This window comes from Streptomyces sp. 150FB, from assembly GCF_000818195.1.
Taxonomy (GTDB): domain Bacteria; phylum Actinomycetota; class Actinomycetes; order Streptomycetales; family Streptomycetaceae; genus Streptomyces.
The window spans coordinates 136,270-162,372 of record NZ_JTHL01000001.1 but is presented as its reverse complement, the minus strand read 5'-3'; the positions used below and the strand labels follow the sequence as shown (position 1 = coordinate 162,372).

Sequence of the window (26,103 nt, the reverse complement as noted above, 5' to 3'; positions counted from 1 at the left end):
CGGACGAGGAAAGGGAAGGGGTTGCCTCGATGGCCTTGCGACATGCCGTGCTGGCGGCGCTGCTGGACGGCGAGTACAGCGGATACCAACTGGCGAAGGCGTTCGACATCGGCGTCGCGAACTTCTGGCACGCCCTGCCGCAACAGCTCTACGCCGAGCTGACCAAGCTGGAGAAGGAAGGGCTGGTCGCGGGTCGGCAGGTGGTCCAGGAGACCCGGCCCAACAAACGCCTGTTCCGGGTCACGGACGCCGGTCGCGCCGAGCTGGAGAAGTTCGCCGCAGCCCTGTCGAAGCCCTCGTTCATCCGCGACGACCTGCTCGTCAAGGTCCAGGTCGCCGACCGTATCGGCACGGCGCCGGTGATCGAACAGCTCGAAGAGCGAGCGTCCGCGGCCGAGGCCAAGATCGAGCTTCTCGGCAAGCTGCTGCGGCAACTGCGCGGCGACGCCGACGAGGAGGAGTTCCTCCGCCGGGGCGCGCGGATCGGACCGTACCTGACCTGCCTGCGCGGGCTGGCCTTCGAGCAGGAGCACCGGGACTGGTGCCTGCGGATCGCAGCCGTCCTCAAGGAAAGGCAGCCGACCCGTGCCGAACGGTGAATACCTGCGTTACGTCGCCCTGGGCGACAGCCAGACCGAAGGGCTCGGCGACGGGGACGACGCCGTCGGCCTACGGGGGTTCGCCGACCGGCTCGCCGAGCATCTCGCGGCCGTCAACCCGGCGCTCCGGTACGCCAACCTCGCCGTACGAGGCCGTGTCGCCGGCCAGGTACGCGCTGAACAACTCGGGCCCGCCCTGGCCTTGCGGCCCGACCTGGCCACCGTCGTCACCGGGGTCAACGACCTGCTCCGGCCCCGGTTCGACGCCGCGGAGGTGGCCGGGCACCTGGAAGAGATGTTCGCCGCGCTGACGGCGGCCGGGGCCCACGTGGTGACGGTGACCTTCCCCGACATCGGGAAGATCGCGCCCCTTGCCCGGCCGATCAGGTCCCGCGTGTTCGACCTCAATACCCGCATCCGCGCCGCGGCCGCCCGTCACGGGGTCGCGGTCGCCGAAACCGGCCGACAGGCCGTCGCCACGGATCCACGGCTGTGGAGTGCGGACCGACTCCACGCCGGCCCCCTCGGCCACGAGCGGATCGCCGCAGCCGTCGCCCAGGCCATCCACCTGCCCGGAAGCGACGACGCCTGGACGCTTCCGCTGCCACCGCGGAGGGTGCCCACGGGCAGGCAAGCCGCAGCAGCCGAACTGCGCTGGGCGGCCGCATTCCTCGGCCCCTGGCTCGGACGCCGACTGCGCGGTCGGTCCTCCGGGGACAACCGCGCCGCGAAACGCCCGGAGCTCCTGCCGCTGAGTGCCACTCCGGACTCGGCGGACACCGGTCGACGGGAATCCTCGTAGGGACAGCGCCGGCCCCGGCCGGTCCACGCGGCAGGTCCGTCCCCCTACGGACGGATCGTCATCGCCGGACGCCGGCACGCCGCACGCCTGGAGTTCCGCGAAAAACGCCGCCACGGGGGCGATGGCCGGCCGCCACCGAGGAGGCCCGGAGTTCGTTGCGGACGCGGGCGGGGAGCATCCCGACGTCGAGGTCGGGGACGCCGGTCTGTGCGCGGGATCTTGACGGACCGTTCGCGAGGGCATAGAAGTCGTTCCGGCACGTGAGTAAGCGGTTTCTGTCCGGGGGTGGGGCGGAGGGTGTGTGCGAAGGCGCGCGCCGCGGTGCTGACAACGTTGTCAGGCGGGCTTGCCTGTCTGGAGAGAGGATGAGTGCTCGCAGTGAGGACACGTAGATTCCGATTGCTCGGCGCGGGCATTACGGCCGTGCTGGTAGCAGGGACGCTGGGGATCACCGCCGGCAGCGCCGACGCCGAGGCGCCCATGGTGGCGGACCCGACCAGCCTGGTCGACACCTTCCTCGGCACCGGCAGCGGCGGCGCGAATGTGGGCGACGTCGACATGTTCCCCGGCGCCTCGATGCCGTTCGGCATGGTGGCCTGGAGCCCCGACACCTCGCCGAAACGGCCCGCGAGCGGTGGCTACTCGTACGACTCCGGGTCCACCATCGGGCTGACCGTCACCCATGTGTCGGGCGCCGGTTGCAACATTGAGGGCAATCTGCCGATCCTGCCCACGACCGGGGCGATTCCCGCGGACCCCACCGGTGCCACCGAGCCGTTCAGTCACGACGACGAGAAGGCCGCGCCCGGCAGTTACGAGATGAAGCTCGGCCAGAACGGCGAGATGAGCGCCAAGGTCGCCGCCACCACCCGCACCGGGCTCGGCGACTTCGGGTTCCCCGCCACGAAGCAGGCCAACTTCCTTTTCAAGGCCGGTGACTCGCAGAACGGCGACACAGCCGCCGAGGTGAGCATCGACGGCGACCGCGAGGTCAGCGGATCCATCACGAGCGGCCATTTCTGCGGGGACCAGCAACTGCCTGAGCCGGTCTTCTACGCGGTCTCGTTCGACCGGCCCTTCGCCTCGTACGGCACCTGGAACTCCAAGGGCAAGACCCCGGGTTCGCGCACGGACGCCGGCGGCAAGGGATCCGGCGGCTGGGTCACCTTCGACACCACCGATGCCCGCGACGTCCACATGAAGGTGGGGATCAGCTACGTCAGCGAGGCCGGCGCCAAGGCCAACCTCGCTGCCGAGAACCAGGGTTGGAGCGAGCCGAAGGTCGCGAACAGCGCGCACGACGCCTGGAAGAAGCTCCTGTCGAAGATCCAGATCGGCGGTGGCACACACGACCACCAGGTCCAGTTCTACACGGCGTTGTACCACGCACTCCTCGTGCCCACCACGTTCAGTGACGCCGACGGGCGGTACCAGGGCTTCGACCTGAAGACCCACAAGCTGCCACGGGGCAGGACCCAGTACACCAACTTCTCCGGATGGGACATCTACCGCTCGGAGATCCCGCTGCTCGCGACGCTGCTTCCGAAGCAGACCAGCGACATGGTGCAGTCGCTGCTCAACGACCAGGAACAGGGCGGCTGGCTGCCGAAATGGCCCAACGGGAACACGGAGACAGGCGTCATGAACGGTGACGCCGCCGACCCCATCATCGCGGAGGCGTACACCTTCGGTGCGCGTGACTTCGACACCGGGGCCGCGCTGAAGGCCATGGTCAAGGGCGCGACCGTGGTTCCGACGAAGGACCAGCTCGGACAGGGCTGGTACGAGGAACGCCCGCAGTCGGCGGACTACCAGAAGCTCGGCTACGTGCCCACCGACTCGACGGTGACGAACGGCGTCTCGGAGACACTGGAGTACGCGCTCGACGACTTCTCCATCGCGCAGTTCGCCCAGCAGACCGGAGCGCGCTCGACCTACCGGACCTTCCTCGACCGTTCGCAGAACTGGACGAAACTCTTCAACGTGGGCTCCGGCTTCCTCCAACCGCGCGATGCGAAGGGGAACTTCCCCTCGGGCGACCCGGTCACGGCGGGCATGACCGACTTCGGCCAGTCCGGCTTCCAGGAGGGCAACGCCGCGCAGTACGCCTGGGCCGTGCCGCAGGACCTCGGCGGCCTGATCAAGGCCATGGGCGGCGACGCCGGCGCCAACCGCCGGCTCGACTCCTTCTTCACGTCCTTCAACTCGGGCCCCAACGACCCGACATACTGGGCGGGCAACGAGATCGACCTGCTCGCGCCCTGGGTGTACGACTACACGGGCGAGCCGTACAAGACACAGTCCACCGTGCACAAGCTGATCGACGCCGTCTACTCCGACACCCCCGGCGGCGAGCCGGGCAACGACGACCTGGGCGCGATGAGTTCCTGGTACGTCTGGTCGGCGATGGGCATGTACCCGCAGACGCCGGGCACACCGGTCCTCGCTCTCGGCACCCCGCTCTTCCCCCGCGTCCAGCTCAACCTGGACGGACGCAAGGTCGACGTCACGGCGCCCGGCACCTCGGCGAACGCCTACTACGTCCAGGGACTCGCCGTGAACGGCCGCCCCACGTCGAAGGACTGGCTGCCGGCCACCGACCTGCTCGGCCACGGCCGTACGCTCTCCCTGGACTACCGGGTCGGCTCAACTCCGGACACCTCATGGGGAGTCCGTGAAGCCGATCGTCCGCCGTCCTACCCCGCGGGGCGCGCCACGTTCCCCGCGGGTCTCACCCCGGTCGACATGACGACGACCCCCGCGGCCGTGACCGTGGCGACCGGTGCGAGCACCGACACCACCATGGCGCTGACGGTGGGTGCCGGCTCCGAGGTCACACCGTCGAAGCCGATCCGTACGGTCACCTGGAGCGCGAAGCCACCGGAGGGCGTCACGATTTCCCCGGCAGCCGGCACCGCGACCGTGGGGTCCGACGGAAAGGCGCAGGTCAAGGTCGCCGTATCGGCGTCGGCCGACGCGCCGCAGGGCTTCTTGACCGTGCCGGTCGCGCTGTCGTCGGCGGACGCGGACCACGCGCTGCCCACGCTCTCCTTCCCGGTCTCGGTGACCGGTACGGGAGACACCGCCACGGCGTGCACCACGCTCGGTGATCCCAACACCACGCGGGGACTTCTCCAGCACGAGGTGGGCGGGGACGGTTCCACCGTGGCGCAGACGGTCGGCGGGCAGTCGGCGCGGACCACGGTCCCGGTTGTCACGGGCAGTGTGAACATGTACTTCCAGCTCGACAAGCGGCTGGCGTTCGGCGTGGCGAGCTCGACCACCTTCACCATCTCGTACTACGACTCGGGCACCGGCACCTGGAGCCTGCAGTACGACGCGGCGGGCGACAGCGGCGCGTACACCAAGGCGCTGAGCGTCACGAACACGGATTCCGACACCTGGAAGACGGCGACCGTCACCGTGAAGGACTCCAACTTCGCGAACCGGGAGAACGGAGCCAGTGACTTCCGTATCGCCTCGGACGCACCCGTGACGGTACACAGCGTCAGGACCGAGACCAGCGGTCCCGACGTGCTTCCCGTGGATCTGTGCCCCGCGAGCTGACCCTGTCATCGCGCGGCACATGAAAAAGCCCGTCGGTGCCGGCCGTGATCCGGCCGGCACCGACGGGCGTTCGCGTCAGATCGGCTCCAGGCGCGGTGACGGTGCTTCTTGCGGTGACGGTGCTTCGCGACCGGGTATGTCCGACATATCGCGACCATGCGGCATGTGAGGCACAGTGGAAGGTACGAGTGCCCGCAGCTCGCATGCGGGACGACGCGCGAGAGCGCCGGGGGCGGGGCGCCCGCGGTCCGGACAGGCTGACCACGCGCCGCCGGCATCCCCGAACCGGTCGTAGAGGCGGCGGGTGAGCTGCTCGGCGCGCCCCGAAAACCGAGACCGCGACACGAAGGGAAACCTCATGTCACACCATCTCGACACCCCTCTGGCGGCCCAGAACGGCCAGCTTTACCTCGACGACCTGTACGTCTTCCCCGGCGAGGGCAGCACGGTGTTCGTCATGGACGTCAACTCCGACATCACCGGTGTGTATGCCGAGCCGGGTTTCCACCACGAGGCCCGCTACGAGTTCAAGGTGCACTTCGACGGTGCCGAGTACGAGACCTTGACCTACCGGTTCTCCTTCGGCGAGCCCGATACGGACGGCCGCCAGGGCCTGCGCCTGCACGTCCTGAACGGTGCGGAGGCGCGGGAGGACTCCGCCGACGGTGAGCCGGTGCTGGAAGGCCGTACCGGCGAGACGGCGGCCGCGGCCGGCACCCGTGTCTGGGCCGGGCGTATCGCCGACCCGTTCTACATCGACCTGTCGCTGCTGGCGATCGTCAACGGGGCGGTCGGGAAGGGCGCAGCGGTGGACCTGTCGGCCTGGCGCCCGCAGGAGGCGAAGAACACTTTCGCCGACACCTCCGTCGAAACGATCGTGCTCGAAGTCCCTTACGAGCACGCCCAGTTGCGTCCCGGCGCCCGTACCGGAGTGTGGTGCGCGACCAAGCTGGCCACCGACTCCGGCGGATGGCGGCAGATCAACCGCGCCGGGCACCCGATGATGTGGCCGATCTTCTGGCCCGGCGACACCGACTTCTCCAACCCCGCCAACACCCGGCACCCCTCCGAGGATCTGGCCGCCGCCGGCGGGCTCATCGCCGAGCAGGTCGCGGCCGTCGTCGGGGCCACCGGGACCTCGGCCGACCCCAAGGGCTACGGCCACACGGTGGCCGGGCAGTTGTTCCCCGATGTGCTGCCGTATGTGGTCGGGACGCCCGCCAGCTTCGGCTTCGCCACCCGCAACGGCCGCACCCACGCCGACAACGCGCCCGAGGCGATGCTCTCCCTGGTCACCAACACGGCCATACCCTCCGGCCTCAATCCTTCCGTGGCCAAGCACCAGCGGTCCGAGCAATTCCCCTACGTCGTACAGAAGTGACCGCGGACGACGCGTCTAATCCCGCATGCGCTCAGCCACGAGTGCGTAGGTACCCAGCGGAGAGTTACCACGTTCCTTGGCCAGAGTACGCAGAACATCGGCCTGGCTGGTGACGAATTCCCTTGTGGCCGCGTTCAGTCGGCCCATCCTTTCGGCGTCGTCCACCATGCGGAGGCAGGCGTCGATCTCCCAGTCGGCGTCCTGAAGGTCCGTCGTGGCAACGTGGTGCTCGTCCCGCACCTGCCAGCCCGTACGGGCGAGAATTCGAAGGGCCGCCTCGCGCGAGGTCGGAGTGCGGACATTGCCGTTCCCGCGGGCGCCGCCGGCCTCGATCTGGCCTTGGGCCAGGACGGCGAGGAGATGGGGGATCTGTGCCGAGTCCGTGGGCCGCAGGTCCCATTCCGAGAAGCACAGCCGATGGGCCCAGGGGCGAACCCGTGCCAATGTGTCGGCGAACTGGTCAGCCGAAGCGAAATACCAGGAGCTTTGAGACAGCACGACATAGTCAAATGAATCGGAGGGGAAAGTGGTCCTGCTGTCGAGGACGTCGGTTTCGAACCGCATCTCAATGCGCTTCCCCAGCGACGAGGACATCAGGAAATCCGCCGATTCGCCCAGCGTGACAGGGCTTCCGTAATCGGGTCCGGCGACGTCCAACGCGACCACCCGGCCGTTCCTGCCGACAGCCTGCGCCAGAACGGCGGTCATGTCACCCTGTCCGCAACCGATCTCCAACACGGTCGCACCGGTGGGTATTCTCCATTTCTCGACCATCTTCATACGGAAGAGCGTCTGTGAGCGCTGAACTGCGAGGCCGGTCCGGGCTGAAGCCATTGCTTCGACGGTTTCGGTGAGTGCGTCCAAGGTTTTCCTCCTGAAGGATTGCATTGCGCATGGTATATGCAACGGTGTAAGTCCGACCATGGAATTCAAGGAGCACCAGGGGTGGCTGGTCGGACAGTCGCCGGGCGTCCGGTGAGCGCACTGCTCTCGTAAGCTGGAAGGGCATCGGGTGTCCGGCCCCGAAGAGGCCGGCCACTGGCGAGAGGCGGCCACGGAGGGTATGGGATGGCGCGCAGGCTTGGGGCCGGTACCGGTACGGGGCAGGCGCCCGTCGACTTCGCGCAGAGCGCCTTCGACGTCCCCGCTCCCGCCCTCGCCCTGGTCGGCTCGGACCGGACCGTCCTCGCATGGGGCGAAGGCTGCCGGCGCCTGCTCGGCCACCGCGCGGAGGACGTCGTCGGGCGATCAGTGGAACGGCTCATGGAGGGGGCGGTCGAGGGGGTGCCGTGGTCCCCGGCTCCGGGCGCCATCGGGAAGCGGGGAAGCCGACAGGCCGCCGGCGCGGTGGTCGAGGCCAAGCACCGTGACGGCGGGACCCTCCGGCTGACCGTGGAGATCGTCGCCGTGAGCGGAGCGGACGGTGAGCGCTGCTGGTTCGTCGCCGCCACCGGAACGCCGGACGGTGAGGGAGCAGGGGAGGAGCAGGCGGGGCTCCTCGACCGGTCGCCGCTGGCGGTGGCGGTGTGGGACTCCGACATGCGACTGCTGTGGCTGAACAGGGCCTCCGGGGAGGTGGTGGGGCTCTCCGCCGTGGAGAACCCCGGAGCGTCGGTGCTCCGGGTCCTGCGCGGCTTCGACAGGACCACCACCGAGCCGGTGATGCGGCGGGTGCTGGCATCGGGGGAGCCGGTCGGCGACCACGTCGTGCGGTGGGTGTCGCCGGAGGAGGGCCGGGAGGTCGTCTTCTCCTCCTCCCTGTTCCCGCTCGCGGCGCGGAACGGCGTCACACTGGGTGTCTGTTCCATCTCCCTGGACATCACCCATAGCTGGGAGCGTGAGCGACTGGCCCTGCTCAGCAGGGCGGCCCAGCGCATCGGCACCACTCTCGACGTGATGACCACCGCGCAGGAGCTCGCCGACATGGCCGTCCCCGCCCTCGCGGACTACGTCGCGGTGGATCTGGCCGAGGCGGTGCCTCTGGGCCAGGAGCCGCTTGAACGCATGCCCGAGGGCGAATTCGGTATTCCGGTCTTCCGCCGCGCGGGCATGGCCTCCATCCACGAAGGAGTGCCCGAGGCCCCCTTCCCGGTGGGCGGGGTGGTGTACGTACCCCCCGATTCGCCGTACCTCGCCGTGCTGCGCGAGGGCCGGTCCCATCTCAGCCCGGTCCTGGAATCCGGCCCGGGAACATGGCTGGACCGCGACGTCATCCGTAAGCAGCGCGTCCAGGAGACGGGCCTGCACTCGCTGATGATGATCCCGCTCAGGGCGCGCGGCACCGTCCTCGGCCTCGTCACGTTCGCGAGGAACGAGAACGTCGTCCCCTTCTCCCAGGACGACCTGCTGCTGGCCGAGGAGCTCGCCGTCCAGGCGTCGCTGAGCCTGGACAACGCCCGCCGTTACACGCGCGAGCGCACTGCCGCCCTCACCCTGCAGCGCAGTCTCCTGCCGGAGAAGCTGTCGGGCGGGGCCGCGGTGGACCTGGCCACCCGCTATCTGCCGTCCGACCGGCACGAGGGGGTCGGCGGCGACTGGATGGACGCCATTGAGCTGCCAGGGGGCCGGATCGCCCTGGTCATCGGGGATGTCGTCGGACACGGCATCCACGCCGCCGCCACCATGGGGCGCCTCCGCACGGCGGTCCACACACTCGCCGTCCTGGACCAGCACCCGGCCGAACTGCTCGACAACCTCAACAAGGTCACCGCCCAGCTCGCGCAGTCGAGCAACCGGACGACCACCGGCTATCCCTCGATCACAGGGGCGAGCTGCCTGTACGCCGTCTACGACCCGGCCAACCGCGTGTGCACTCTGGCACGCGCCGGTCACCCGCCGCCGATCCTGGTGACGCCCGAAGGACGCGCCACGATCCCCGACACACCGGTGGGCCCGCTCATCGGGACCGGCACCAGTCCGTACGAGTCCATCGACCTGGAACTCCCCGAGGGCACACTGGTCGCCCTGTACACCGACGGACTGGTCGAAACCCGGGTCGCCGACATCGATGCCGGACTCGACCGGCTGATCGCCGCGCTCCGGAACCCCACGGCCGACCTCGACGGCCTGTGCGCCCGCGTCATCACACGAATGACGGCAGACAGCCCGTCGGAGGACGACGTGGCACTCCTCGTCGCCCGGACGCACGCCGCCGGAGACAACCGGGCAGCCGGCCGAGCATGGGCGGAAGGGCCGAGAGCGTTCAGGTGAGCCGCGTCGTCGCTGCCGGCGATCCTCCGCCTTGCGTCCTGTTCGAGACCAGCGGTGTGTGCCGCACATTCGCCCGGTCTCAGGGCGATCGCGGGACACGCGGCGCATCAGATCTGCCGAATTGGGCCGGCGATGTCGAGAACCCGTGGCCGGCTCCGTCCCTGGGGCGAAGGCGGCCACAATGGGTCGCACCAGCATCGAGGAGAGACACGATGGCCAAGTACCTGCTGCTCAAGCACTACCGAGGCGCTCCGGACGCGGTCAACAACGTACCCATGGACCGGTGGACGCCGGAGGAGGTCTCGGCGCACATGCGGTACATGAACGACTTCGCGGCCCGGCTCGAGGGGACCGGCGAGTTCGTCGACGGCCAGGCGCTCGCCCCCGAGGGGACCTTCGTCCGGTACGACGGTGAGGGGCGCCCGCCGGTCACCGACGGCCCGTTCGCCGAGACCAAGGACCTCATCGCCGGCTGGATGGTGATCGACGTCGACAGCTACGAGCGGGCCGTCGAGCTGGCCGGGGAGCTGTCGGCCGCCCCCGGGGCGGGCGGGAATCCGATCCACGAATGGCTCGAACTGCGCCCGTTCCTCGGAGCGCCGCCCACCGTCACGGAGTGAGCTCTCAGGTGAACGAGGTTCTGCTCAGGAGTCTCACGCCCGGAGTGCTGGGGATCCTCGTCCGCCGTGGAGCTGACTTCACGGCGGCCGAGGACGCCGTACAAGAGGCGCTGGTCGAGGCGGTCCGCGTCTGGCCTGCCGACCCGCCGCGGGACCCCAAGGGCTGGCTGGTGACCGTGGCCTGGCGCAAGTTCCTCGACGCGACTCGGGCGGACACCGCCCGCCGCCGGCGTGAGGATCTCGTCGAGGAGGAGCCGGCGCCCGGCACGCCGCCCGCGCTGGACGACACGCTCCAGCTCTACTTCTTGTGCGCGCATCCGTCGCTGACGCCGTCGTCCGCGGTCGCGCTGACGCTGCGCGCCGTCGGCGGGCTGACCACCCGCCAGATCGCCCAGGCCTACCTGGTGCCTGAGGCGACCATGGCGCAGCGCATCAGCCGTGCCAAGCGCACCGTCTCCGGCGTGCGGTTCGACCAGCCCGGCGACGTCGCCACCGTGCTGCGCGTCCTCTACCTGGTCTTCAACGAGGGCTACTCCGGCGATGTCGACCTCGCCGCCGAGGCGATCCGGCTCACCCGGCAGCTCGCGGCCGCGATCGACCACCCCGAGGTGGCGGGGCTGCTCGCCCTGATGCTGCTCCACCATGCCCGGCGCGCCGCCCGGACCGCGCCCGACGGGAGCCTGGTGCCGCTCGCCGAACAGGACCGCGGCCGGTGGGACACCGGGGCGATCGCCGAGGGCGTCGAGATCCTGCAAGCGGCCCTCGCCCGCGACCGGTTGGGCGAGTTCCAGGCGCAGGCCGCCATCGCGGCACTCCACGCCGACGCGCCCGCCGCCGCGGAGACGGACTGGGTGCAGATCGTCGAGTGGTACGACGAGCTCGCGCGGCTGACCGACAGCCCGGTCGTCCGGCTCAACCGCGCGGTGGCCGTCGGCGAGGCCGACGGGCCGCGCGCCGGTCTGGCGGCCCTCGCGGTACTGGACGGTTCACTGCCCCGCCACACCGCGGTGGCGGCGTACCTCCACGAGCGCGACGGCGACCTGGCCGCGGCGGCACGCTTGTACGCCGAGGCGGCAGCGAAGGCCGCCAACCTCGCCGAACGCGACCATCTGACGCGCCAGGCCGCCCGCCTCAACGCCGACCTCGACGCCCGACGGTGACGCTGACGGGTCGCGCCGTCACCCAGGACGGCGGTCGCCGGTTCAGGAACATGGCGCGTGAGGTGGCCTTTGTCGAACAGGGCAGGTAGGAAGGGTGGGCACACTGGGCAAGGAGGCACAGGGCATGCAGGAGCTGGGCATCCATGACACGGCAGGAATCCTGCGACAGCCGTGGGTGAGTCCTGAGCGGACGAGCTCAGGATTCGGCTGGGACCAGCTCTATGTCTCCACCCAGCGGGAGAAGCCGTACCGCGCGGCGTTCGACCCCGCCCCCACTCATCTGCTGATCCTCCACCTGGACGGGCCGGTCGCGGTCCGCCGCAGGTCGGGCCGCTCGGCCGCGACCCGGCGGATCCCGGCCGGGGGCCTCTTCCTCCACCCCGCTGACCGGGAGCTGGACGTCGAACTGCTCGGCGGGCTCGGGACCGTCCATCTCTACCTCACCGACGATGCGTTGCAGGGGGCGCACGACGAGCCCCGCCCGGTGCGGCTCGCCGAGGAGCTCGGCAGCTCGGACCCGCTGATCGAACAGCTCGTGCTGGCTCTCGACGGTGTCGTACGGCGCGGTGAGTTCTCCTCGCGTACGTACGTCGACCACCTGGTCGGCATGCTGGCCGCTCAGCTCGCCCGGGCGCACAGCGGCGGCGGGAACAACGACGGCGAGCGGTCGACCGGCGGCCTGACTCGACGTCAAATGGACTCCGTACGAGGGCTGATGGAGCTAAGGATCGCCGAACCGCTGCCCGTCGGAGACCTGGCGGCGGTGACGGGCCTGAGTCCCAGTCAGTTCAGCAGACGGTTCAGAGCGAGCACGGGGGAGTCGCCCCACCAGTTCCTCCTGCGGCTGCGACTGGACCGCGCGCGCCGACTGCTGCGCACCGGGGCGCAGCCCATCGCCGAGGTGGCTGTGCTGTGCGGCTTCTCCCACCAGGAACATCTGACACGGGTGATGCGCGCCAAGCTGGGGACGACCCCGGCAGCCGTGCGCCGGTCGAGCTGACACCCGTACGGGCCGTACCCGGGACCTACCCGAGCCGTCGCCTTGCCGTACCGGCCTGCCCGGCCACGCACCGATCGTGCAGAAACCCGCGTCGAACGTGCAGGAACCGGTGTGCCTCCACCCGCGACACTGGGGCGGAGTTCCGGGGCCGGGCTCCAGAGATCCCGGGCTCCACAGGTCCCAGGCTCCAAAGATCCCAAGCGATGCGAAAAACGCGATATGAAAGTCGGACGCGATGCGGAATTTCGTCTACTCCTCCAGCTCCTCGCGGGTCATCTTCGGTGCCGGAACAGCCGACCAGGTACGGGCTGAGGTGGAGCGGCTCGGCTGCTCACGGGTCCTCCTCCTGTCGAGCCCGTCGGTCGCCGAGGCCGCCGAGCGGGTGGCCGCCGTACTGGGGGACCTCCTGGTGGAGGTGTTCGACGGCGCCGCGATGCACACACCGGTCGAGGTGACGGAGCGGGCTCTCGCCGTGCTCCGGAGCGCGTCCGCCGACGCTCTGGTGGCCATCGGCGGCGGCTCGACCACCGGACTCGCCAAGGCGCTGGCCCTGCGCACCGACCTGCCGCAGGTGATCCTGCCCACGACCTACGCGGGCTCCGAGGTCACACCGGTGCTGGGAGAGACCAGGGACGGGCGGAAGACCACGCAGTCCTCGCCCGCGATCCTCCCCGAGACGGTGATCTACGACGTCGACCTCACCCTCGACCTGCCGCCGGGGATCTCGGTCACCAGCGGGATCAACGCACTCGCCCACGCCGTGGAGGCCCTGTACTCGCCAGGGGCGAACCCGGTCGTCGACGCCATGGCCCTCGACGCCATCTCCCGGATCGCCCGCGCGCTGCCGGACCTCGCGGCGGACCCGCACGACACCGAAGCGCGCGGTGACCTGTCGCAGGCCGCGTGGCTGGCGGGGATGTGCCTGGCCTCCGTCGGCATGGGGCTGCACCACAAGCTGTGCCACACCCTGGGCGGCACGTTCGACCTGCCGCACGCCCGGACGCACACGGTGATCCTGCCGCACGCCATGGCGTACAACGCACCGGCCGCGAGCGAGGTCATGGACCGCATCGCGGAGGCGCTGGGGGTGCCCGACGCCCCGAGCGGGGTCTTCGACCTCATCGCCTCCCTGGACGGCCCCACCTCGCTCGAATCGCTTGGCATGGCGGAGGCGGACCTGCCCCGGGCGGCGCGGCTCGCCGCTTCCACCCCGTACCCCAACCCCCGCGAGCTGACCGCCGAAGGGATCGAGGACCTGCTGCGCGACGCCTGGCACGGACGCAGGCCCGCGTCGCCCCGATCCGCCGCGCCGACCCAGGGTCCCGGCTCGGAGCTGGACCGGCTGACCGAGCAGGTCGTCGCCAGCTTCGCCGCCGCCCCCGATCCGCGGCTCAAGGACCTGCTCGGGGATCTCGTGCGGCACCTGCACCACTTCGTGACGAGCAACGACGTGCGCGAATCCGAATGGCAGTACGCGATCGACTTCCTGACCCGCACCGGACAGATCTGCACCCCCACGCGCCAGGAGTTCATCCTGCTGTCCGACACCCTGGGCATCTCCAGCGTGGTCGACCTGCTCACCAACTCCCGTACGCCCGACACGACTCCCTCCGCCGTGCTCGGCCCGTTCTACACTCCGGGCCCGCCGGAGACCGAACACGGCGGTGACATCTCCCGAGGCCTGCCCGGCACACCACTGTGGGCCGACATCACGATCACCGATACGGCGGACCGGCCCGTACCCGGCGCGGTCGTGGACGTGTGGCAGGCCAACAAGGACGGGTTCTACGACGTCCAACTGCCCGAGCAGGAAGGGCCGGTGCTCCGCGGACGGCTGCGCACCGACGAGCAGGGACGGCTCACCTTCTGGACCATCGTCCCCTCGGAGTACCCGATCCCGGCGGACGGCCCCGTGGGTCACATGCTCGACGCGGTCGGCCGTCATCCCTACCGGGCACCCCACGTACATTTCATGATCTCCGGCGACGGCTACCGGCGCCTCACCACCCAGTTGTTCGTGAAGGGCGGGTCCTATCTGGACTCGGACAGTGTGTTCGGTGTCAAGGACGCCCTGATCGTCGACTTCACACCGATGTCGGGTCCCACTCCGGACGGCCGGAGTGTCGAAGGACCGTGGCACATCCTGACGTACACCTTCCGTATCGCCGCCGGGGCACGGTGAACCGGCCCCGTCCGTACGGTGAACCGGCCTTCCTCTCTTCAGCAGGAGTATTTTCTTGACACCCACCGACGCCTACGACACCGATGTCCTGGTGATCGGCAGCGGTCCCGCAGGCGGATCCGCGGCTCTTCTCCTCGCCAGTTACGGCATCCGGACTCTGCTGGTGACCAAGTACGGCTGGCTCGCCAACACTCCGCGCGCGCACATCACCAACCAGCGCACCATGGAAGTGCTTCGCGACCTCGGCGTGGAGGCCGAGGCCGCCGCTGCCGGCAGCCCCGCCGACGTCATGGGCGACACGGTCCTGTGCACCGCGCTGGCAGGCGAGGAGATCGGCCGGATACGCAGTTGGGGGACCGGGCCGCACGCGGCCACGGAGTACGGGGCCCACAGCCCCTGCGGGATGATCGATCTGCCGCAGACCTACCTCGAACCGATCCTGGTGAAGAACGCCGCGGCGCGCGGGGCCAAGATCCGCTTCGACACCGAGTTCCTCAGCCTGGAACAGGACGAGGACGGAGTCACCGCCCGCCTCAGGGACCGGCTGCGCGGCGACGAGTTCACCGTACGGGCCCGCTATCTCATCGGGGCGGACGGTGGCAGAAGCAGTGTGGCCGAGCAGATCGGACTCCCCATCGCGGGGGCCTCCGGCAAAGCCGGCAGCATGAACATCACCTTCACGGCGGACCTCTCCCCGCTCGTCGCCCACCGCCCGAGTGTCCTCTACTGGGTGATGAGGCCCGGAGCGCACCTGGGAGGCATCGGCATGGGCCTGGTGCGCATGGTGCGCCCCTGGAAGGAGTGGATGCTGGTCTGGGGGTACGACATCAACCAGCCCCCGCCCGAGCTGGACGACGCGGCCGCCGAGGACATCGTCCGCGACCTCATCGGCGACCTCGACGTCCCCGTAGAGATCACGTCGAGCTCCCTGTGGACCGTCAACCACAGCTATGCCACGACGTATTCGGCCGGGCGCGTCTTCTGCGCCGGAGACGCGGTGCACCGTCATCCGCCGTCGAACGGTCTCGGGTCCAACACCTCGATCCAGGACTCCTACAACCTCGCCTGGAAGCTGGCCATGGTGATACGCGGCGAGGCGGGGCCGGCGCTCCTCGACACGTACACCGCCGAGCGGGCGCCGATCGGCAGGCAGATCGTGGACCGGGCCAATCTCAGCCGCGACCAGTTCGCCCCGATCTTCCAGGTGCTCGGCCTCGACGAGGACAGCGACGAGGACAGCATCGTCGAGGGCCTCGCCGCCTGCCGCAGCGAGAGCGCCGAGGGCAGCAAGCGGCGACAGGCGCTGGAGGACGCCATCCAGTTGAAGAACTACGAGTTCAACGCCCACGGCATCGAGATGAACCAGCGCTACGTATCCTCCGCCGTCCTCCAGGACGCCGCCCCGGCCGAGGAGTGGCCGCGTGACCCCGAACTGTTCGCGCGGCCCACGACCCGCCCGGGGGCCAAACTGCCGCACGCCTGGCTCGTCGGACCCGGAGGCCACCGGCTGTCCACACTGGATGTCGTGGGCGGCGGGGAGTTCACCGTCCTGACCGGGATGTCGGGAGGCACCTGGGAGAGCGCCGCAGCGGCCTGCCGGGACACACTGGGGATTCCGCTGAACTGCGTACGCGTTGGGGCGGAGGGCACCAGGGACGCCTATGGCGAGTGGCGCAGGACATCGGAGATGGCCGAGGACGGCTGCCTGCTGGTCAGGCCGGACGGACACATAGCCTGGCGTTCCCCCGCCGCGCCGGACACCGACGCGGCGGCGCACGACGAACTGCTGGGCGCGCTGAAGGCGGTACTGCGGCGCTGAGCTCCCTGATCGCCTCCCGTCAGATCAACTTGTCGCGCTTGCCGGGTTGTTGCCGGCTGTCAGGGATTCCAGAACACGGTGACATGCGCCTGGTCGAAGCGTCGCGCGGCCAGATCCTCCCGCCGGATCGCCCAGTGGAGGGTGGCGCCTTCCCTGCCCGTGATGCCGGGGTGCCAGTCGGCAAGCAGTACCCAGTCCTCGGGGGCCTTCAACTCCACCTCGCTGCCTGCCCGTTCGCCCGCCCGCTCCGCCTCCGCCGCGAAGTACGCGACCCCCGCGACGGGGTCCACCTCGGGGCACTCCTCCGAGGCGTATCCGCCTATCTGGAGCGGCCCGTCGGTGGTGATGTCACCGTGCGTGTCCAACCACACGTCACGCAGCTCCTCGGAGCGAGGGTGCCCGGGGAGCGGTGTGGACCAGGGGGGTTCGGGAATCTCTGTCCAACAGTGGTAGGGCAGGGAGACATTGGTCGTCAGACGCAGTTGGCCCTGAGGAAAAGCCTGGCAGATGTCCCGGTACTCCGGGATCTCGGTGTAGGAGTGAGGATGCCTCTCCCGCTCCTCCACGGCCGTCCCGGCGGGGACATGGACCACTTCGCCCATGGAGGCGAAGCTCTCGATGTCGGGATAGCCGAACAACAACAAGTGGCCGTCGGCCGGCAGTGGGAGATCCGTCGCATCCTCCGGCAGGGCCGCACAGTCGATGGAGGCGACAAAGGGGAACTGCGGCTCCGGGGCATCGACGGGTAGCATCAACGGCCCACCGAATCGGCCCACAACCGGCCCGTCCCCTTCCGGCGCCAGTGTCGCGCAGGGGCGAGCTGTCTCTGTCCACCGCTCCACATCGGCGGATGGGATGTTCCGTACAAGTGCCTCTTCACGGAACGGTTTCAGTCTGTCCGACATCTCCGGGGTCATCCGAGAACCATAGAGCCGGTGTCTGACACCGAGGCTGCCCGAAGCCCGCGCCGGACGCGTGGTGCGCGAAATGGCCGGTCCTCTTTTCAGGGGGGCGAGCGACGAGGAGCGCTCTCAACGCTCCCGCGGGGCATCGGGCACACCGGCGACCATGAGCTGAAGACGGTGCGAACGGTCCGGGCGACTCGCAGATGTCAGGCGCTCGGCCAGGTGCTGAGCGCCTGGTCGGCCACTCGGTGCAGATCCTCGCGGCTGGCGCCCCCGGTGGCCTGCACCGAGATGCCCTGACCGATCGCCGTCAGATACCGGGCCAGGCCGTCCGGGTCCGCCTCGGGCGCGAGATCGCCGTCGGCCTGGGCGCGTTCGAACCGCTTGCGCAGTACGCCGATCCCCGCCTCCCGGCGGGCGGCGAGGTCGCGGCGGGCCGGTTCGCCCTCGGGCCCGCAGGCCAGCGCCGACTGGACCAGCAGACAGCCGCTCGGGAAGCCGGGCGTGGTGTAGGCGTCGGCGCACCCGTGCAGTACCGCCCCGGCGACATGCCGGGCGGTGTCCTGCTCCAGCGCCTTCGCCACGAATGCTCCCGGGCCGTCCAGATACCGGTCGACCGCCTTGCGGAACAGGGACTCCTTGTTGCCGTAGGTGGCGTAGATGCTGCGCCGGTTTATGCCCATCACCTCGGTCAGCTCGGTGAGCGAGGCGCCCTCGTAGCCCGCGGCCCAGAACAGGTGCATCGCGGCGTCCAGCGCATCGTCGGTGTCGAAGGAGCGGGGCCGTCCCGTCCTGGCCATAAAAACTCCCCCAAAAAGGTTCGCAGCCTCGGAATAGACCCGTGGCGACTCATGCTCTACTTTGTAACCGAACGGTTCGGAAGTGCGAGGGATTCCCGCGCCGGCAGTCGATGGACAGCCTGCCCGGTCCACCACCTCCTCCACCGTACCCATTCAGCTCAGGAGCGGGTCATGCCCATCGGGATCATCGGAGCGGGAGCCATCGGAAGGCCGCTGGCGGTACGGCTTGCCGCCACCGGCGAACAGATCCTCGTCAGCAACAGCCGCGGACCCGAGACCCTGCGGGACTGGGCGGCCAAGGCCGGCGCCGGCATCAGGCCGGTCAGCGTCAAGGAGGCCGCCGCCGAGGAGATCGTCGTACTCGCTGTTCCGTGGCGCTGTCTGGAGGACGCGGTGGCCGCGACGGGTATCACCGACTGGAGCGGCCGCATCGTCGTCGACACCAGCACTCCGCTCGGCCCGCCCGACTTCAAGGTCGCCGACCTCGGGGGCCTCACCTCCAGCGAGGTGGTGGCCGGCCTGGTACCGGGCGCCCGGCTGGTCAAGGCGTTCAATACGCTCCCGCCGCACCTCCTGGGGGCGGATCCCCGTACCCCGGCCGGGCGGCGCGTGATCTTCCTGTCCGGCGACGACGTACCCGCCAACGACCGTGTGGCGAGCCTGGCCGCGAGCGCGGGATGGGCCACGGTCGACCTCGGCCCGCTGACCGCCGGTGGCCGTCTCCAGCAGTTCCCCGGCGGCCCGCTGCCCACCCTCAGTCTCCTGAAGGAGAACTGAGTTGCCCGACGGCCTCCGGTTCCGGGTCGCGGCGCGAAAGCCGAACCCGACCACATGCGTCAAGCGCGTCGGAAGTGTTTCCGGCGTCCCACACGAAATCGTGGAGAGGTGATCCTGATGCCCAAGGCGGTGCGCTTCAGCCGTTACGGGGGCCCCGACGTACTGGAGGTCGTGGACGTCGACCGGCCGGAACCCGGGCCTGGAGAAGTGGTCGTGGCCGTGGAGACAGCGGCGGTCAACCCCGGAGAGATCGGCATTCGCGAAGGTGCCTTCGCGGACACGTGGCCCGCGCACTTCCCCGAAGGGCAGGGCAACGACTACGCCGGCGTCGTTCACACCGTCGGCTCCGGCGTGACGGATTTCCAGCCGGGTGACGAGGTGATGGGCTTCCAGCCGCGCGCCGCGCAAGCCGAGTTCGTCCTGGCCCGGCCCGGGAGACTGGCCCGGAAGCCGAGGCTGCTGCCCTGGGAACAGGCGGCGGTCATCCCCGGTGTCGGGTCAACCGCTCATGCCGAGGTCGAAGCTCTGGGGCTGTCCGGCGCGGACACCGTGGTCGTGTCGGCCGGGGCCGGAGGCGTTGGATCCGTTGCCGTCCAGCTCGCCCGGCTCCGCGGCGCCACCGTGCTCGCCACCGGCAGCAGGAACAGCTTCCCGTTCCTGGAATCCCTCGGCGCCATCCCCGTCGAATACGGCCCGGGGCTCGTCGGCCGCATCCTGCGAGCCGCACCCCAGCCGGTCACGGCGTACCTCGACCACTTCGGCCGGGGCAACGTACTCGCGGCCCTGGAGCTGGGCATCGCGCCGCTCCGGATCAACACGATCGCGGACGGGGCAGCCGTCGCCCGCCACGGTGTCCGCTCCGTCGGCCAGGCCGAAGCGGACACCCCCGAGATCTGGGAGTCGCTGGCGGACCTGGCTGTCAGGAACGCCATCGCCTTCCCGATCCAGGCGGTGTATCCGCTGGACGAGGTGCGCGCCGCCTACACCGAACTCGGCGAACGCCACACCCGCGGAAAGATCGTCCTGACGCTCGGCAAGGCCGTCCCGCCACGACGCGGCGCCCCCTCGGACGCGGCACCCCGCCACGACGCGGCACCTTCATCACACACCTCACACACCAAGGAGAAATGATCATGGCACGCAGCGATGAGAGCAAGGCCGCCATCGCGGTCGTCCGGCGCGCGGTCGAAGAAGTGCAGGGACGCGGCGACTTCGACGTGTACGAACAGCTCTACGCCGACGGCTTCGTCGACCACACCCCCCAGCAGGGCTTCGGCTCGGACAAGGCCGGGGTACGGGACTTGTACCGCACCCTGCGGTCCACCTTCTCCGACTTCAATCCGGTGATCCACTGGCAGGTGGCCGACGGCGACCTCGTCACGACGTACAAGATCTACCACGGCACCCACACAGGGGACTTCTTCGGCATCGCTCCGACCGGCCGCGAGGTCCACTTCGAGGTCGTTGACGCCATGCGGGTCAAGAACGGCCAGATCGTCGAGCACTGGGGCGTCGGCAACCTCCTCTCCGTCATCATCCAAATCGACGGACTGCCGACGGTGGCGGGCGAGAAATAGCGACGTCCGCCCGCACGAACCCGGGAGCCGCCGCGTCTCCAGGCACGCCTGCAGTGGGGTTTCCCGCCGCGGCGACCTCCTGCCCATCACACCCACTCCCAGAGGAACGCATCATGAATCCGAAAGCGACCCCTGAGGCGGATGCCGCCGGACTTCGGACACTCTTCCTCGAATACAACTCCGCCTGGAACGAGCACCAATTCGAGCGCGCGGGAGAGTTCTACGCCGAATCATTCCTCCTCAACGGGGCGCGACGGGACATCCCGTCCTTCCGCGCCCAGATCGCGGACCTGATCGCCACATTCCCGGACCGGGACTGGCAGGTCGAGCACGTGGTCGTGCAGGGAGACCTGATCTGCGCGCTGTACACCATCACCGGCACACACCAGGGGGCGTACGACGAGATCCAGCCCACCGGCCGCAAGTTCCGCACATCGGAGATCGCGCACTACCGCGTTGCCGACGGCAGAATCGTCGAGTCGTGGTACCTGTTCGACGAAGCAGACCTGAAGCGGCAACTCACCCAGCCCTGAGTCCCAGGCCTGAGCCGGGGTGCCCCGGGGGCCTTCGACGCTCTCCGGAGTACGGGTGGAGCAGAGGCCGGCTGATTGCCGACACCACAACACACCACAACACACCACGGAGCACCAACACGCGAAGCAGGTAATGATCATGAACCGAGTGCAAGGCAAGACCGCGATCGTCACCGGTGGGGCCAGCGGCATCGGAGCCGCCACCGCCAGGACTCTGGCAGCCGAGGGAGCTGATGTCGTCATCGGCGACATCAACACCGAAGCGGGAAACACGCTCGCGGGCGAACTCGGGTCGAAGGCGGTTTTCGTGCGTCTGGACGTCACCAGCCCCGACTCCTGGAATCAAGCCCTCACCGCCGCACAGGAGACCTTCGGCGGCGTCGATATTCTCGTCAACAACGTCGGGCTCCTCGACTCCGCACCACTGGAGGAATGGGACGCCGCCCGCTTCCAACGCAGCCTGAACATCAACCTGTTCGGAGTCTTCAACGGTGTCACCGCCGTCATACCCTTCCTGAAGCAGGCCGGCGGCGGCTCGATCATCAACATCGGCTCCAGTGCCGGACTGATCGGCTATCCCGCCGCCGTCGGCTACGTCAGTTCGAAGTGGGCCGTCCGCGGCCTCACCAAGACCGCCGCAGTCGAACTCGGAAAGCACGGCATCCGGGTCAACGCCGTCCACCCCGGGCAGATCAACACTCCCGCCACCGCGAACGCCACGTTCAAGACCGACCACGTTGCCCTCAAGCGCCTGGGCGAGCCCGAGGACGTAGCCCAAGTCGTCCTGTTCCTCGCCGGCGACGAGTCCCGCTGGATCTCCGGAGCCGACTACAGCGCCGACGGCGGAGAGTTCGCGGGCAACGCCAGTTGGGACAGCTACCCCGAAGGCTGAACGGACCCCTGGAGACGCCTCAACGGCCCAGGTCCCTTCATGTCAGGACACCACGAACCAACAGGCCACACTCCATCGGAAGGGCGCGCACCATGAATGACCTGAACACCGGCCCCACACCCGATAGCGCCGAACTTAGATCTTTCATCCTCGAATTCAACAGTGCCTGGAACAGCCACAGGTTCGAGAGGGCCGGAGAGTTCTACGCCGAACCGTTCGTTCACAACGGAGTGCGACGGGACATCGCTTCCTTCCACGCCCAGAACATCAATCTGATCGGCGCATTCCCCGACTGGCACTGGAAAATTGAGCACGTCGTCGTGGAGGGCGACCTCGCCTGCGTGCTCTACACCATCACAGGAACACACCGCGGGGTGTACGAGGGCATCGAGCCCACGAACCGGAAATTCCGCACATCGGAGCTCGCGCACTACCGCATCGCTGCCGGCAGAATCGTCGAGTCGTGGTACCTGTACGACAACGCCGACCTGAAGCGACAGCTCACCCGGTCCTGAGCCGCCCTGGCTGCCGTGTGCGTCCGCTACAGCATGTCGTCGATGGTGATGGGCAGCGAGCGGACGCGTTTACCGGTGGCGTGGTGGACGGCGTTGGCCACGGCGGCGGCGATGCCCACCAGGCCGATCTCGCCGATGCCTTTGGTGCCGACCGGCGAGAAGCGGTCCGGTCCGCCGACGAAGACGACGTCCAGGTCGGGGATGTCGGCGTTGACGGGGATGAGGTAGTCACCGAACGTGCCATTGGCGATCCGGCCGGTACGCGGGTCGGTGGCGGTGTCCTCGAACAGCGCCTGGCCGATGCCGCCGATCGTCGCGCCGATGATCTGGCTCCGGCCGGTCTTCTCGTTGAGGATGCGGCCTCCGTCGATGGCGGACACCACCCGGGCGATCCGTACCAGTCCCAGGTCGCGGTCGACCCGCACCTCGACGAACTTGGCCCCGAAAGCGCCGGACGGCGCCATGCCGAGTTCCTGCGGGGACGCGGGCGCGCTCGAACCGTCGGCCGACAGTTCCGCCAGCTCGTGACGGCTGAGGATGTCGGTGTAGGACTCACCTCGGGAGGGGTCGCCTTTCACGTGGACGCGTCCGCCTCCGACGGTCACCGCGTCCGGCGAGACGCCGTGCAGCGGTGACTCGACGTCCTTCGCGGCGAGTTCGGCGAATCGGCGGACGAGCCGGCCGCAGGCGTCGAGAACGGCGCCCCCCAGAGCTCCGGTGAGTCCGGATCCGCCCGCTTGGGGAGCGGCCGGCATGTCGGAGTCGCCGAGGTCGAAGCGGACCAGGTCGAGGGGGAGTCCGAGGTACTCCGCCGAGACCTGGGTCATCACCGTGTAGGTGCCGGTCCCGATGTCGGTGGCGGCGCTGCGGACCAGCGCGCTGCCGTCCCGGCTGACGGTGGCCCGAGCGGAGCAGGGCACCGAGTACCACGCGTAACTGCAGCCGGCCATCCCGTATCCGATGAGCCAGTCGCCGTCCCGCATGGAACGCGGCCCGGGGTTCCGGGACGACCACCCGAACCGCTCCGCCCCCACCTGGTAGCACTCCCGCAACGCCTCGCTCGACCACGGCAGGCCCAACTGCGGGTGGACTTCGGTGTGATTGCTCATACGAAGCTGTAGCGGGTCCATTTCCAGGGCGTAGGCCAACTCGTCCATCGCCGACTCCAGGGCGAAGTTGCCCTGACCGGCTGCCGGGGCGCGCATCGAGCAGGGGGCCGGACGGTTCAGGCGTGCCTGGACGTCCCGGGTCACCACGTTCGGGCACCGGTACGCGAACGCCGAACCGGCGGACACCGCCTCGTAGTCGTCGTCCTCCATCGCCAGCGACGAGACGGTGCGATGGTCGATCGCCGTCAGCTCCCCACTCCGGGTCGCGCCGAGTGACACCCACTGCACCGTGTCGGGCCGATGTCCCACGGAACTGAACATCTGGGGCCGGGTCAGTACCAGCTTGACCGGCCGACCGATCTGACGGGCGGCGAGGACAGTGAGGATCACGTGCGGCCAGGCCCGTAGGCCGGCGCCGAACGCACCGCCCACATACGGCGCGAGGACGCGAACCGAGCTCTCCGGGATCTTGAAGACCCCGGCCAGCGTGGCCTTGACCATGGACGGCCACTGGGTGGTGTCGTGGACAGTGAGCCGGTCCTGGTCCCAGACGGCGAGGGTGGCGAAGAGGCCGAGCGGACTGTTGGTGTTGTCCGGAGTGGTGTATGTCCGCGTGACCTTCACCTCTGCCGAGACCAGGGCCCCGGCGGTGTCTCCGCGATCGCTGTCCGTCCCCCACGGGTCGATCACCTGGGGGGCCCGCGGGTCCTGTACGTCGAGCAACGGCTCCGTGCGCTCGTACTCGACCGACACGAGCCGCGCCGCGTACGCTGCCTGCTCGGGCCTGTCGGCCACGACGAAGGCGACGTGCTGCCCGTAATGCCGGATGTGGCCGTCCTGCATCGGCGCCGGCGGCGAGATGCCGAGCGGTGTCATGGGCCCGCGCTCCATCCGAGGAGTGTTGAGATGGGTGAGCACGGTGATCACGCCGGGAGAGGCTTCGGCCGCGGCGGTGTCGATGCGGACGATGCGGCCGGCAGCCACCGTGCTTCCGACGAGCGCCGCGTGCGCCTGATGGTGGGCGTTGAAGTCCGACGGATAGGGAGCGGCGCCCGCCACCTTGCGGGGACCGTCCACCCGGTTGATCCCGGCCCCGACGACTGCCTCGCTCATGCCGCCGCCCCTGACACGACGCGCAGTTCGCGGATCAGGCAGCGCTGAGCGAGTTCTACCTTGAACGCCGTGCCCGGCACGGTCCAGGCGTCCTGTACGGCCACCCGAGCCGCTCGTCGAAAGGTCGATGTATCGGCAGGTGAGCCGACGAGCACCCGCTCGGCGTCCCACGCGCGCCAGGGCCTGCTGCCCACCCCGCCGAGCCCGATCCTGGCCTCACGGATGATTCCGCCGGAGACCACCAGGGCCACCGCGGCCGAGGTGAGTGCGAACTCGTAGGACATCCGGTCGCGTACCTTCAGGTAGCCTGAGACGGCCTCGGGGGGAAGCAGCGGGATCTCGACCGCGGTGATCAGTTCGCCGTGTTCGAGGCGGTTCTCCACGTCGGGACTGTCCGACGACGGGAGGTAGAAGTCGGTCAGCGGAATCTGTCGTTCGCCCGTCGGTCCCTGGACGCGTACCACCGCGTCGAGCGCTACCAGAGGGACGGCGAGGTCCGAGGCGTGCAGGGCGACGCACCGCTCGTTCACGCCGAGAATGGCGTGCATACGGGGGACGCCCTCGACGGCCGCACAACCGGACTCCGGGAGGCGCTTGTTGCACTTCGGGACGTCGGGGTCGCGGAAGTACCGGCAGCGCGTCCGCTGCAACAGGTTTCCGCCGATCGTCGCCATGTTCCGCAGTTGGGTGGAGGCGCCTTTCAGCAGTGCTTCGCGGACCAGGGGCAGCCGCTCGGCGACTGTCGGATCGGCTGCCAGCTCCTCCATCGTCGTCAGAGCGCCGACGTGAAGCACCTCACCCTGCCGCTCGGTACCGGCAAGCGGAAGACGCGTGATGTCGACCAGCAGGCCCGGGGCGAGCACCCCGTCCTTCATCAGATCGAGCTGCGTCGTCCCCCCGGCCAGATACGCGCCGCCCGGATGGGCCGAGACCAGTCGCACCGCCTCGCGAAGCTCCGTTGCCCGGACGTACTCAAACGGCCGCATCGCCGCTCCCCGTGGACGCCACTTCGCGGATAGCCGCCACCATGTTCGGATAAGCACCGCAGCGGCAGAGATTTCCGCTCATGAACTCGCGGATCTCGTCATCCGTACCGGCCCGGCCCTCGTCGATCAGGGAAACTGCCGACATGATCTGTCCTGGCGTGCAGAATCCGCACTGGAAGCCGTCCCGTGCGACGAAGGCTTCCTGCATGGGATGCGTCTTACCGGGGCGCGCGAGACCCTCGATCGTCGTCACGGCGTGGCCCTCGCACTGTGCCGCGAGGGTGAGACACGAGAGCACGCGCTTCCCGTTCACATGCACGGTGCAGGCACCGCAGGCTCCCTGGTCGCACCCTTTCTTCGTCCCCACCAGACCCAGATGGTCTCGCAACGCGTCCAGGAGCGTGACGCGGGTGTCGAGACTCAGGACGGACGGGCGCCCATTCACCGTCAGTTTCGTGACAGGCTCCCATACTTCGGGAACCGCGGTTTCACGCGATACATCCGCGCCCATGCTGAGGCCTTCCGGAAAACGAAACTCGAAGAGAATTCAGAGAGA

The 26,103-nt window shown here is 69.2% G+C and carries 22 protein-coding genes; 16 read left to right on the top strand and 6 right to left on the bottom strand.

All coding sequences use genetic code 11. From position 1 onward, the window contains the following. Window positions 1-29: 29 nt before the first annotated feature. The 4 genes from QR77_RS00515 to QR77_RS00500 all read left to right on the top strand — a co-directional run bounded on the left by QR77_RS00515 (window position 30) and on the right by QR77_RS00500 (window position 6,349). The gene (locus QR77_RS00515) at window positions 30-599 is read left to right on the top strand and encodes a PadR family transcriptional regulator (protein ID WP_040019148.1); all 570 of its coding nucleotides are present in this window, start codon (window positions 30-32) and stop codon (window positions 597-599) included. After that, entirely contained in the window at window positions 586-1,401 is an 816-nt protein-coding gene (locus tag QR77_RS00510; RefSeq protein ID WP_040019147.1) for an SGNH/GDSL hydrolase family protein, read from the top strand. Before QR77_RS00515 ends, QR77_RS00510 begins: the two co-directional genes overlap by 14 nt. A gap of 378 nt (window positions 1,402-1,779) precedes the next feature. Further along, window positions 1,780-4,968 (top strand): GH92 family glycosyl hydrolase, encoded by a 3,189-nt coding sequence (locus tag QR77_RS00505; RefSeq protein ID WP_150130329.1) that lies wholly within the window; start codon window positions 1,780-1,782, stop codon window positions 4,966-4,968. Between the two features lie 358 nt (window positions 4,969-5,326). After that, the gene (locus QR77_RS00500) at window positions 5,327-6,349 is read left to right on the top strand and encodes a DUF4331 family protein (RefSeq protein ID WP_040019146.1); all 1,023 of its coding nucleotides are present in this window, start codon (window positions 5,327-5,329) and stop codon (window positions 6,347-6,349) included. Window positions 6,350-6,364: 15 nt separating this feature from the next. Here QR77_RS00500 and QR77_RS00495 read toward each other — a convergent pair whose 3' ends face one another. Continuing rightward, window positions 6,365-7,213, bottom strand: a complete 849-nt coding sequence (locus tag QR77_RS00495) for a class I SAM-dependent methyltransferase (protein WP_040019145.1) — start codon at window positions 7,211-7,213, stop codon at window positions 6,365-6,367. Between the two features lie 204 nt (window positions 7,214-7,417). Between QR77_RS00495 and QR77_RS00490 the strand changes: the two genes are divergently transcribed. The 6 genes from QR77_RS00490 to QR77_RS00465 all read left to right on the top strand — a co-directional run bounded on the left by QR77_RS00490 (window position 7,418) and on the right by QR77_RS00465 (window position 16,340). Then, complete coding sequence (locus QR77_RS00490) at window positions 7,418-9,559, top strand: SpoIIE family protein phosphatase (protein ID WP_052488415.1); 2,142 nt, start codon at window positions 7,418-7,420, stop codon at window positions 9,557-9,559. A gap of 212 nt (window positions 9,560-9,771) precedes the next feature. Then, window positions 9,772-10,179: a YciI family protein gene (locus tag QR77_RS00485; protein ID WP_040019144.1), complete on the top strand. Its 408-nt coding sequence runs from the start codon at window positions 9,772-9,774 to the stop codon at window positions 10,177-10,179. A gap of 8 nt (window positions 10,180-10,187) precedes the next feature. After that, a complete protein-coding gene (locus QR77_RS00480; RefSeq protein WP_040019143.1) occupies window positions 10,188-11,339 on the top strand; it encodes a DUF6596 domain-containing protein in 1,152 nt (383 codons plus the stop codon). A 94-nt stretch (window positions 11,340-11,433) separates the two neighbouring features. Beyond that, the gene (locus QR77_RS00475; protein ID WP_236710483.1) at window positions 11,434-12,339 is read left to right on the top strand and encodes an AraC family transcriptional regulator; all 906 of its coding nucleotides are present in this window, start codon (window positions 11,434-11,436) and stop codon (window positions 12,337-12,339) included. 235 nt (window positions 12,340-12,574) lie between these two features. Further along, entirely contained in the window at window positions 12,575-14,521 is a 1,947-nt protein-coding gene (locus tag QR77_RS00470; RefSeq protein WP_040019142.1) for a maleylacetate reductase and hydroxyquinol 1,2-dioxygenase domain-containing protein, read from the top strand. Window positions 14,522-14,576: 55 nt separating this feature from the next. Beyond that, entirely contained in the window at window positions 14,577-16,340 is a 1,764-nt protein-coding gene (locus QR77_RS00465; protein ID WP_040019141.1) for an FAD-dependent monooxygenase, read from the top strand. Window positions 16,341-16,399: 59 nt separating this feature from the next. Here the strand turns inward: QR77_RS00465 and QR77_RS00460 are convergent, their stop codons facing one another. Both QR77_RS00460 and QR77_RS00455 read right to left on the bottom strand, forming a co-directional pair. Further along, a complete protein-coding gene (locus QR77_RS00460; protein WP_160310867.1) occupies window positions 16,400-17,092 on the bottom strand; it encodes a DUF1963 domain-containing protein in 693 nt (230 codons plus the stop codon). A 359-nt stretch (window positions 17,093-17,451) separates the two neighbouring features. Beyond that, window positions 17,452-18,045, bottom strand: a complete 594-nt coding sequence (locus QR77_RS00455; protein WP_040019140.1) for a TetR/AcrR family transcriptional regulator — start codon at window positions 18,043-18,045, stop codon at window positions 17,452-17,454. Between the two features lie 171 nt (window positions 18,046-18,216). Here QR77_RS00455 and QR77_RS00450 point away from each other — a divergent pair, with 171 nt between their 5' ends. From QR77_RS00450 to QR77_RS00425, 6 genes are all read left to right on the top strand, one after another. Next, window positions 18,217-18,822 carry an NAD(P)-binding domain-containing protein gene (locus QR77_RS00450; RefSeq protein WP_040019139.1) on the top strand — a complete coding sequence of 202 codons (606 nt, stop codon included), beginning with the start codon at window positions 18,217-18,219 and terminating at the stop codon, window positions 18,820-18,822. A 117-nt stretch (window positions 18,823-18,939) separates the two neighbouring features. Beyond that, entirely contained in the window at window positions 18,940-19,953 is a 1,014-nt protein-coding gene (locus tag QR77_RS00445) for an NADP-dependent oxidoreductase (protein WP_063798146.1), read from the top strand. Window positions 19,954-19,955: 2 nt separating this feature from the next. Further along, window positions 19,956-20,399 carry an ester cyclase gene (locus tag QR77_RS00440; RefSeq protein WP_040019138.1) on the top strand — a complete coding sequence of 148 codons (444 nt, stop codon included), beginning with the start codon at window positions 19,956-19,958 and terminating at the stop codon, window positions 20,397-20,399. Window positions 20,400-20,512: 113 nt separating this feature from the next. Further along, window positions 20,513-20,932: an ester cyclase gene (locus tag QR77_RS00435; RefSeq protein ID WP_052488412.1), complete on the top strand. Its 420-nt coding sequence runs from the start codon at window positions 20,513-20,515 to the stop codon at window positions 20,930-20,932. Window positions 20,933-21,071: 139 nt separating this feature from the next. Then, entirely contained in the window at window positions 21,072-21,824 is a 753-nt protein-coding gene (locus QR77_RS00430; protein ID WP_040027006.1) for a glucose 1-dehydrogenase, read from the top strand. A gap of 92 nt (window positions 21,825-21,916) precedes the next feature. Continuing rightward, a complete protein-coding gene (locus QR77_RS00425) occupies window positions 21,917-22,339 on the top strand; it encodes an ester cyclase (protein ID WP_040019137.1) in 423 nt (140 codons plus the stop codon). Between the two features lie 26 nt (window positions 22,340-22,365). Here the strand turns inward: QR77_RS00425 and QR77_RS00420 are convergent, their stop codons facing one another. Genes QR77_RS00420 through QR77_RS00410 form a run of 3 tightly spaced genes read right to left on the bottom strand, consistent with a single transcriptional unit; the run spans window position 22,366 to window position 26,058 of the window. Beyond that, the gene (locus tag QR77_RS00420; protein ID WP_040019136.1) at window positions 22,366-24,561 is read right to left on the bottom strand and encodes a xanthine dehydrogenase family protein molybdopterin-binding subunit; all 2,196 of its coding nucleotides are present in this window, start codon (window positions 24,559-24,561) and stop codon (window positions 22,366-22,368) included. Continuing rightward, window positions 24,558-25,547 (bottom strand): xanthine dehydrogenase family protein subunit M, encoded by a 990-nt coding sequence (locus QR77_RS00415; RefSeq protein ID WP_040019135.1) that lies wholly within the window; start codon window positions 25,545-25,547, stop codon window positions 24,558-24,560. The genes QR77_RS00420 and QR77_RS00415 overlap by 4 nt, the downstream gene beginning before the upstream one ends. Further along, window positions 25,534-26,058 (bottom strand): (2Fe-2S)-binding protein, encoded by a 525-nt coding sequence (locus tag QR77_RS00410; RefSeq protein WP_052488411.1) that lies wholly within the window; start codon window positions 26,056-26,058, stop codon window positions 25,534-25,536. The genes QR77_RS00415 and QR77_RS00410 overlap by 14 nt, the downstream gene beginning before the upstream one ends. Window positions 26,059-26,103: the final 45 nt, after the last annotated feature.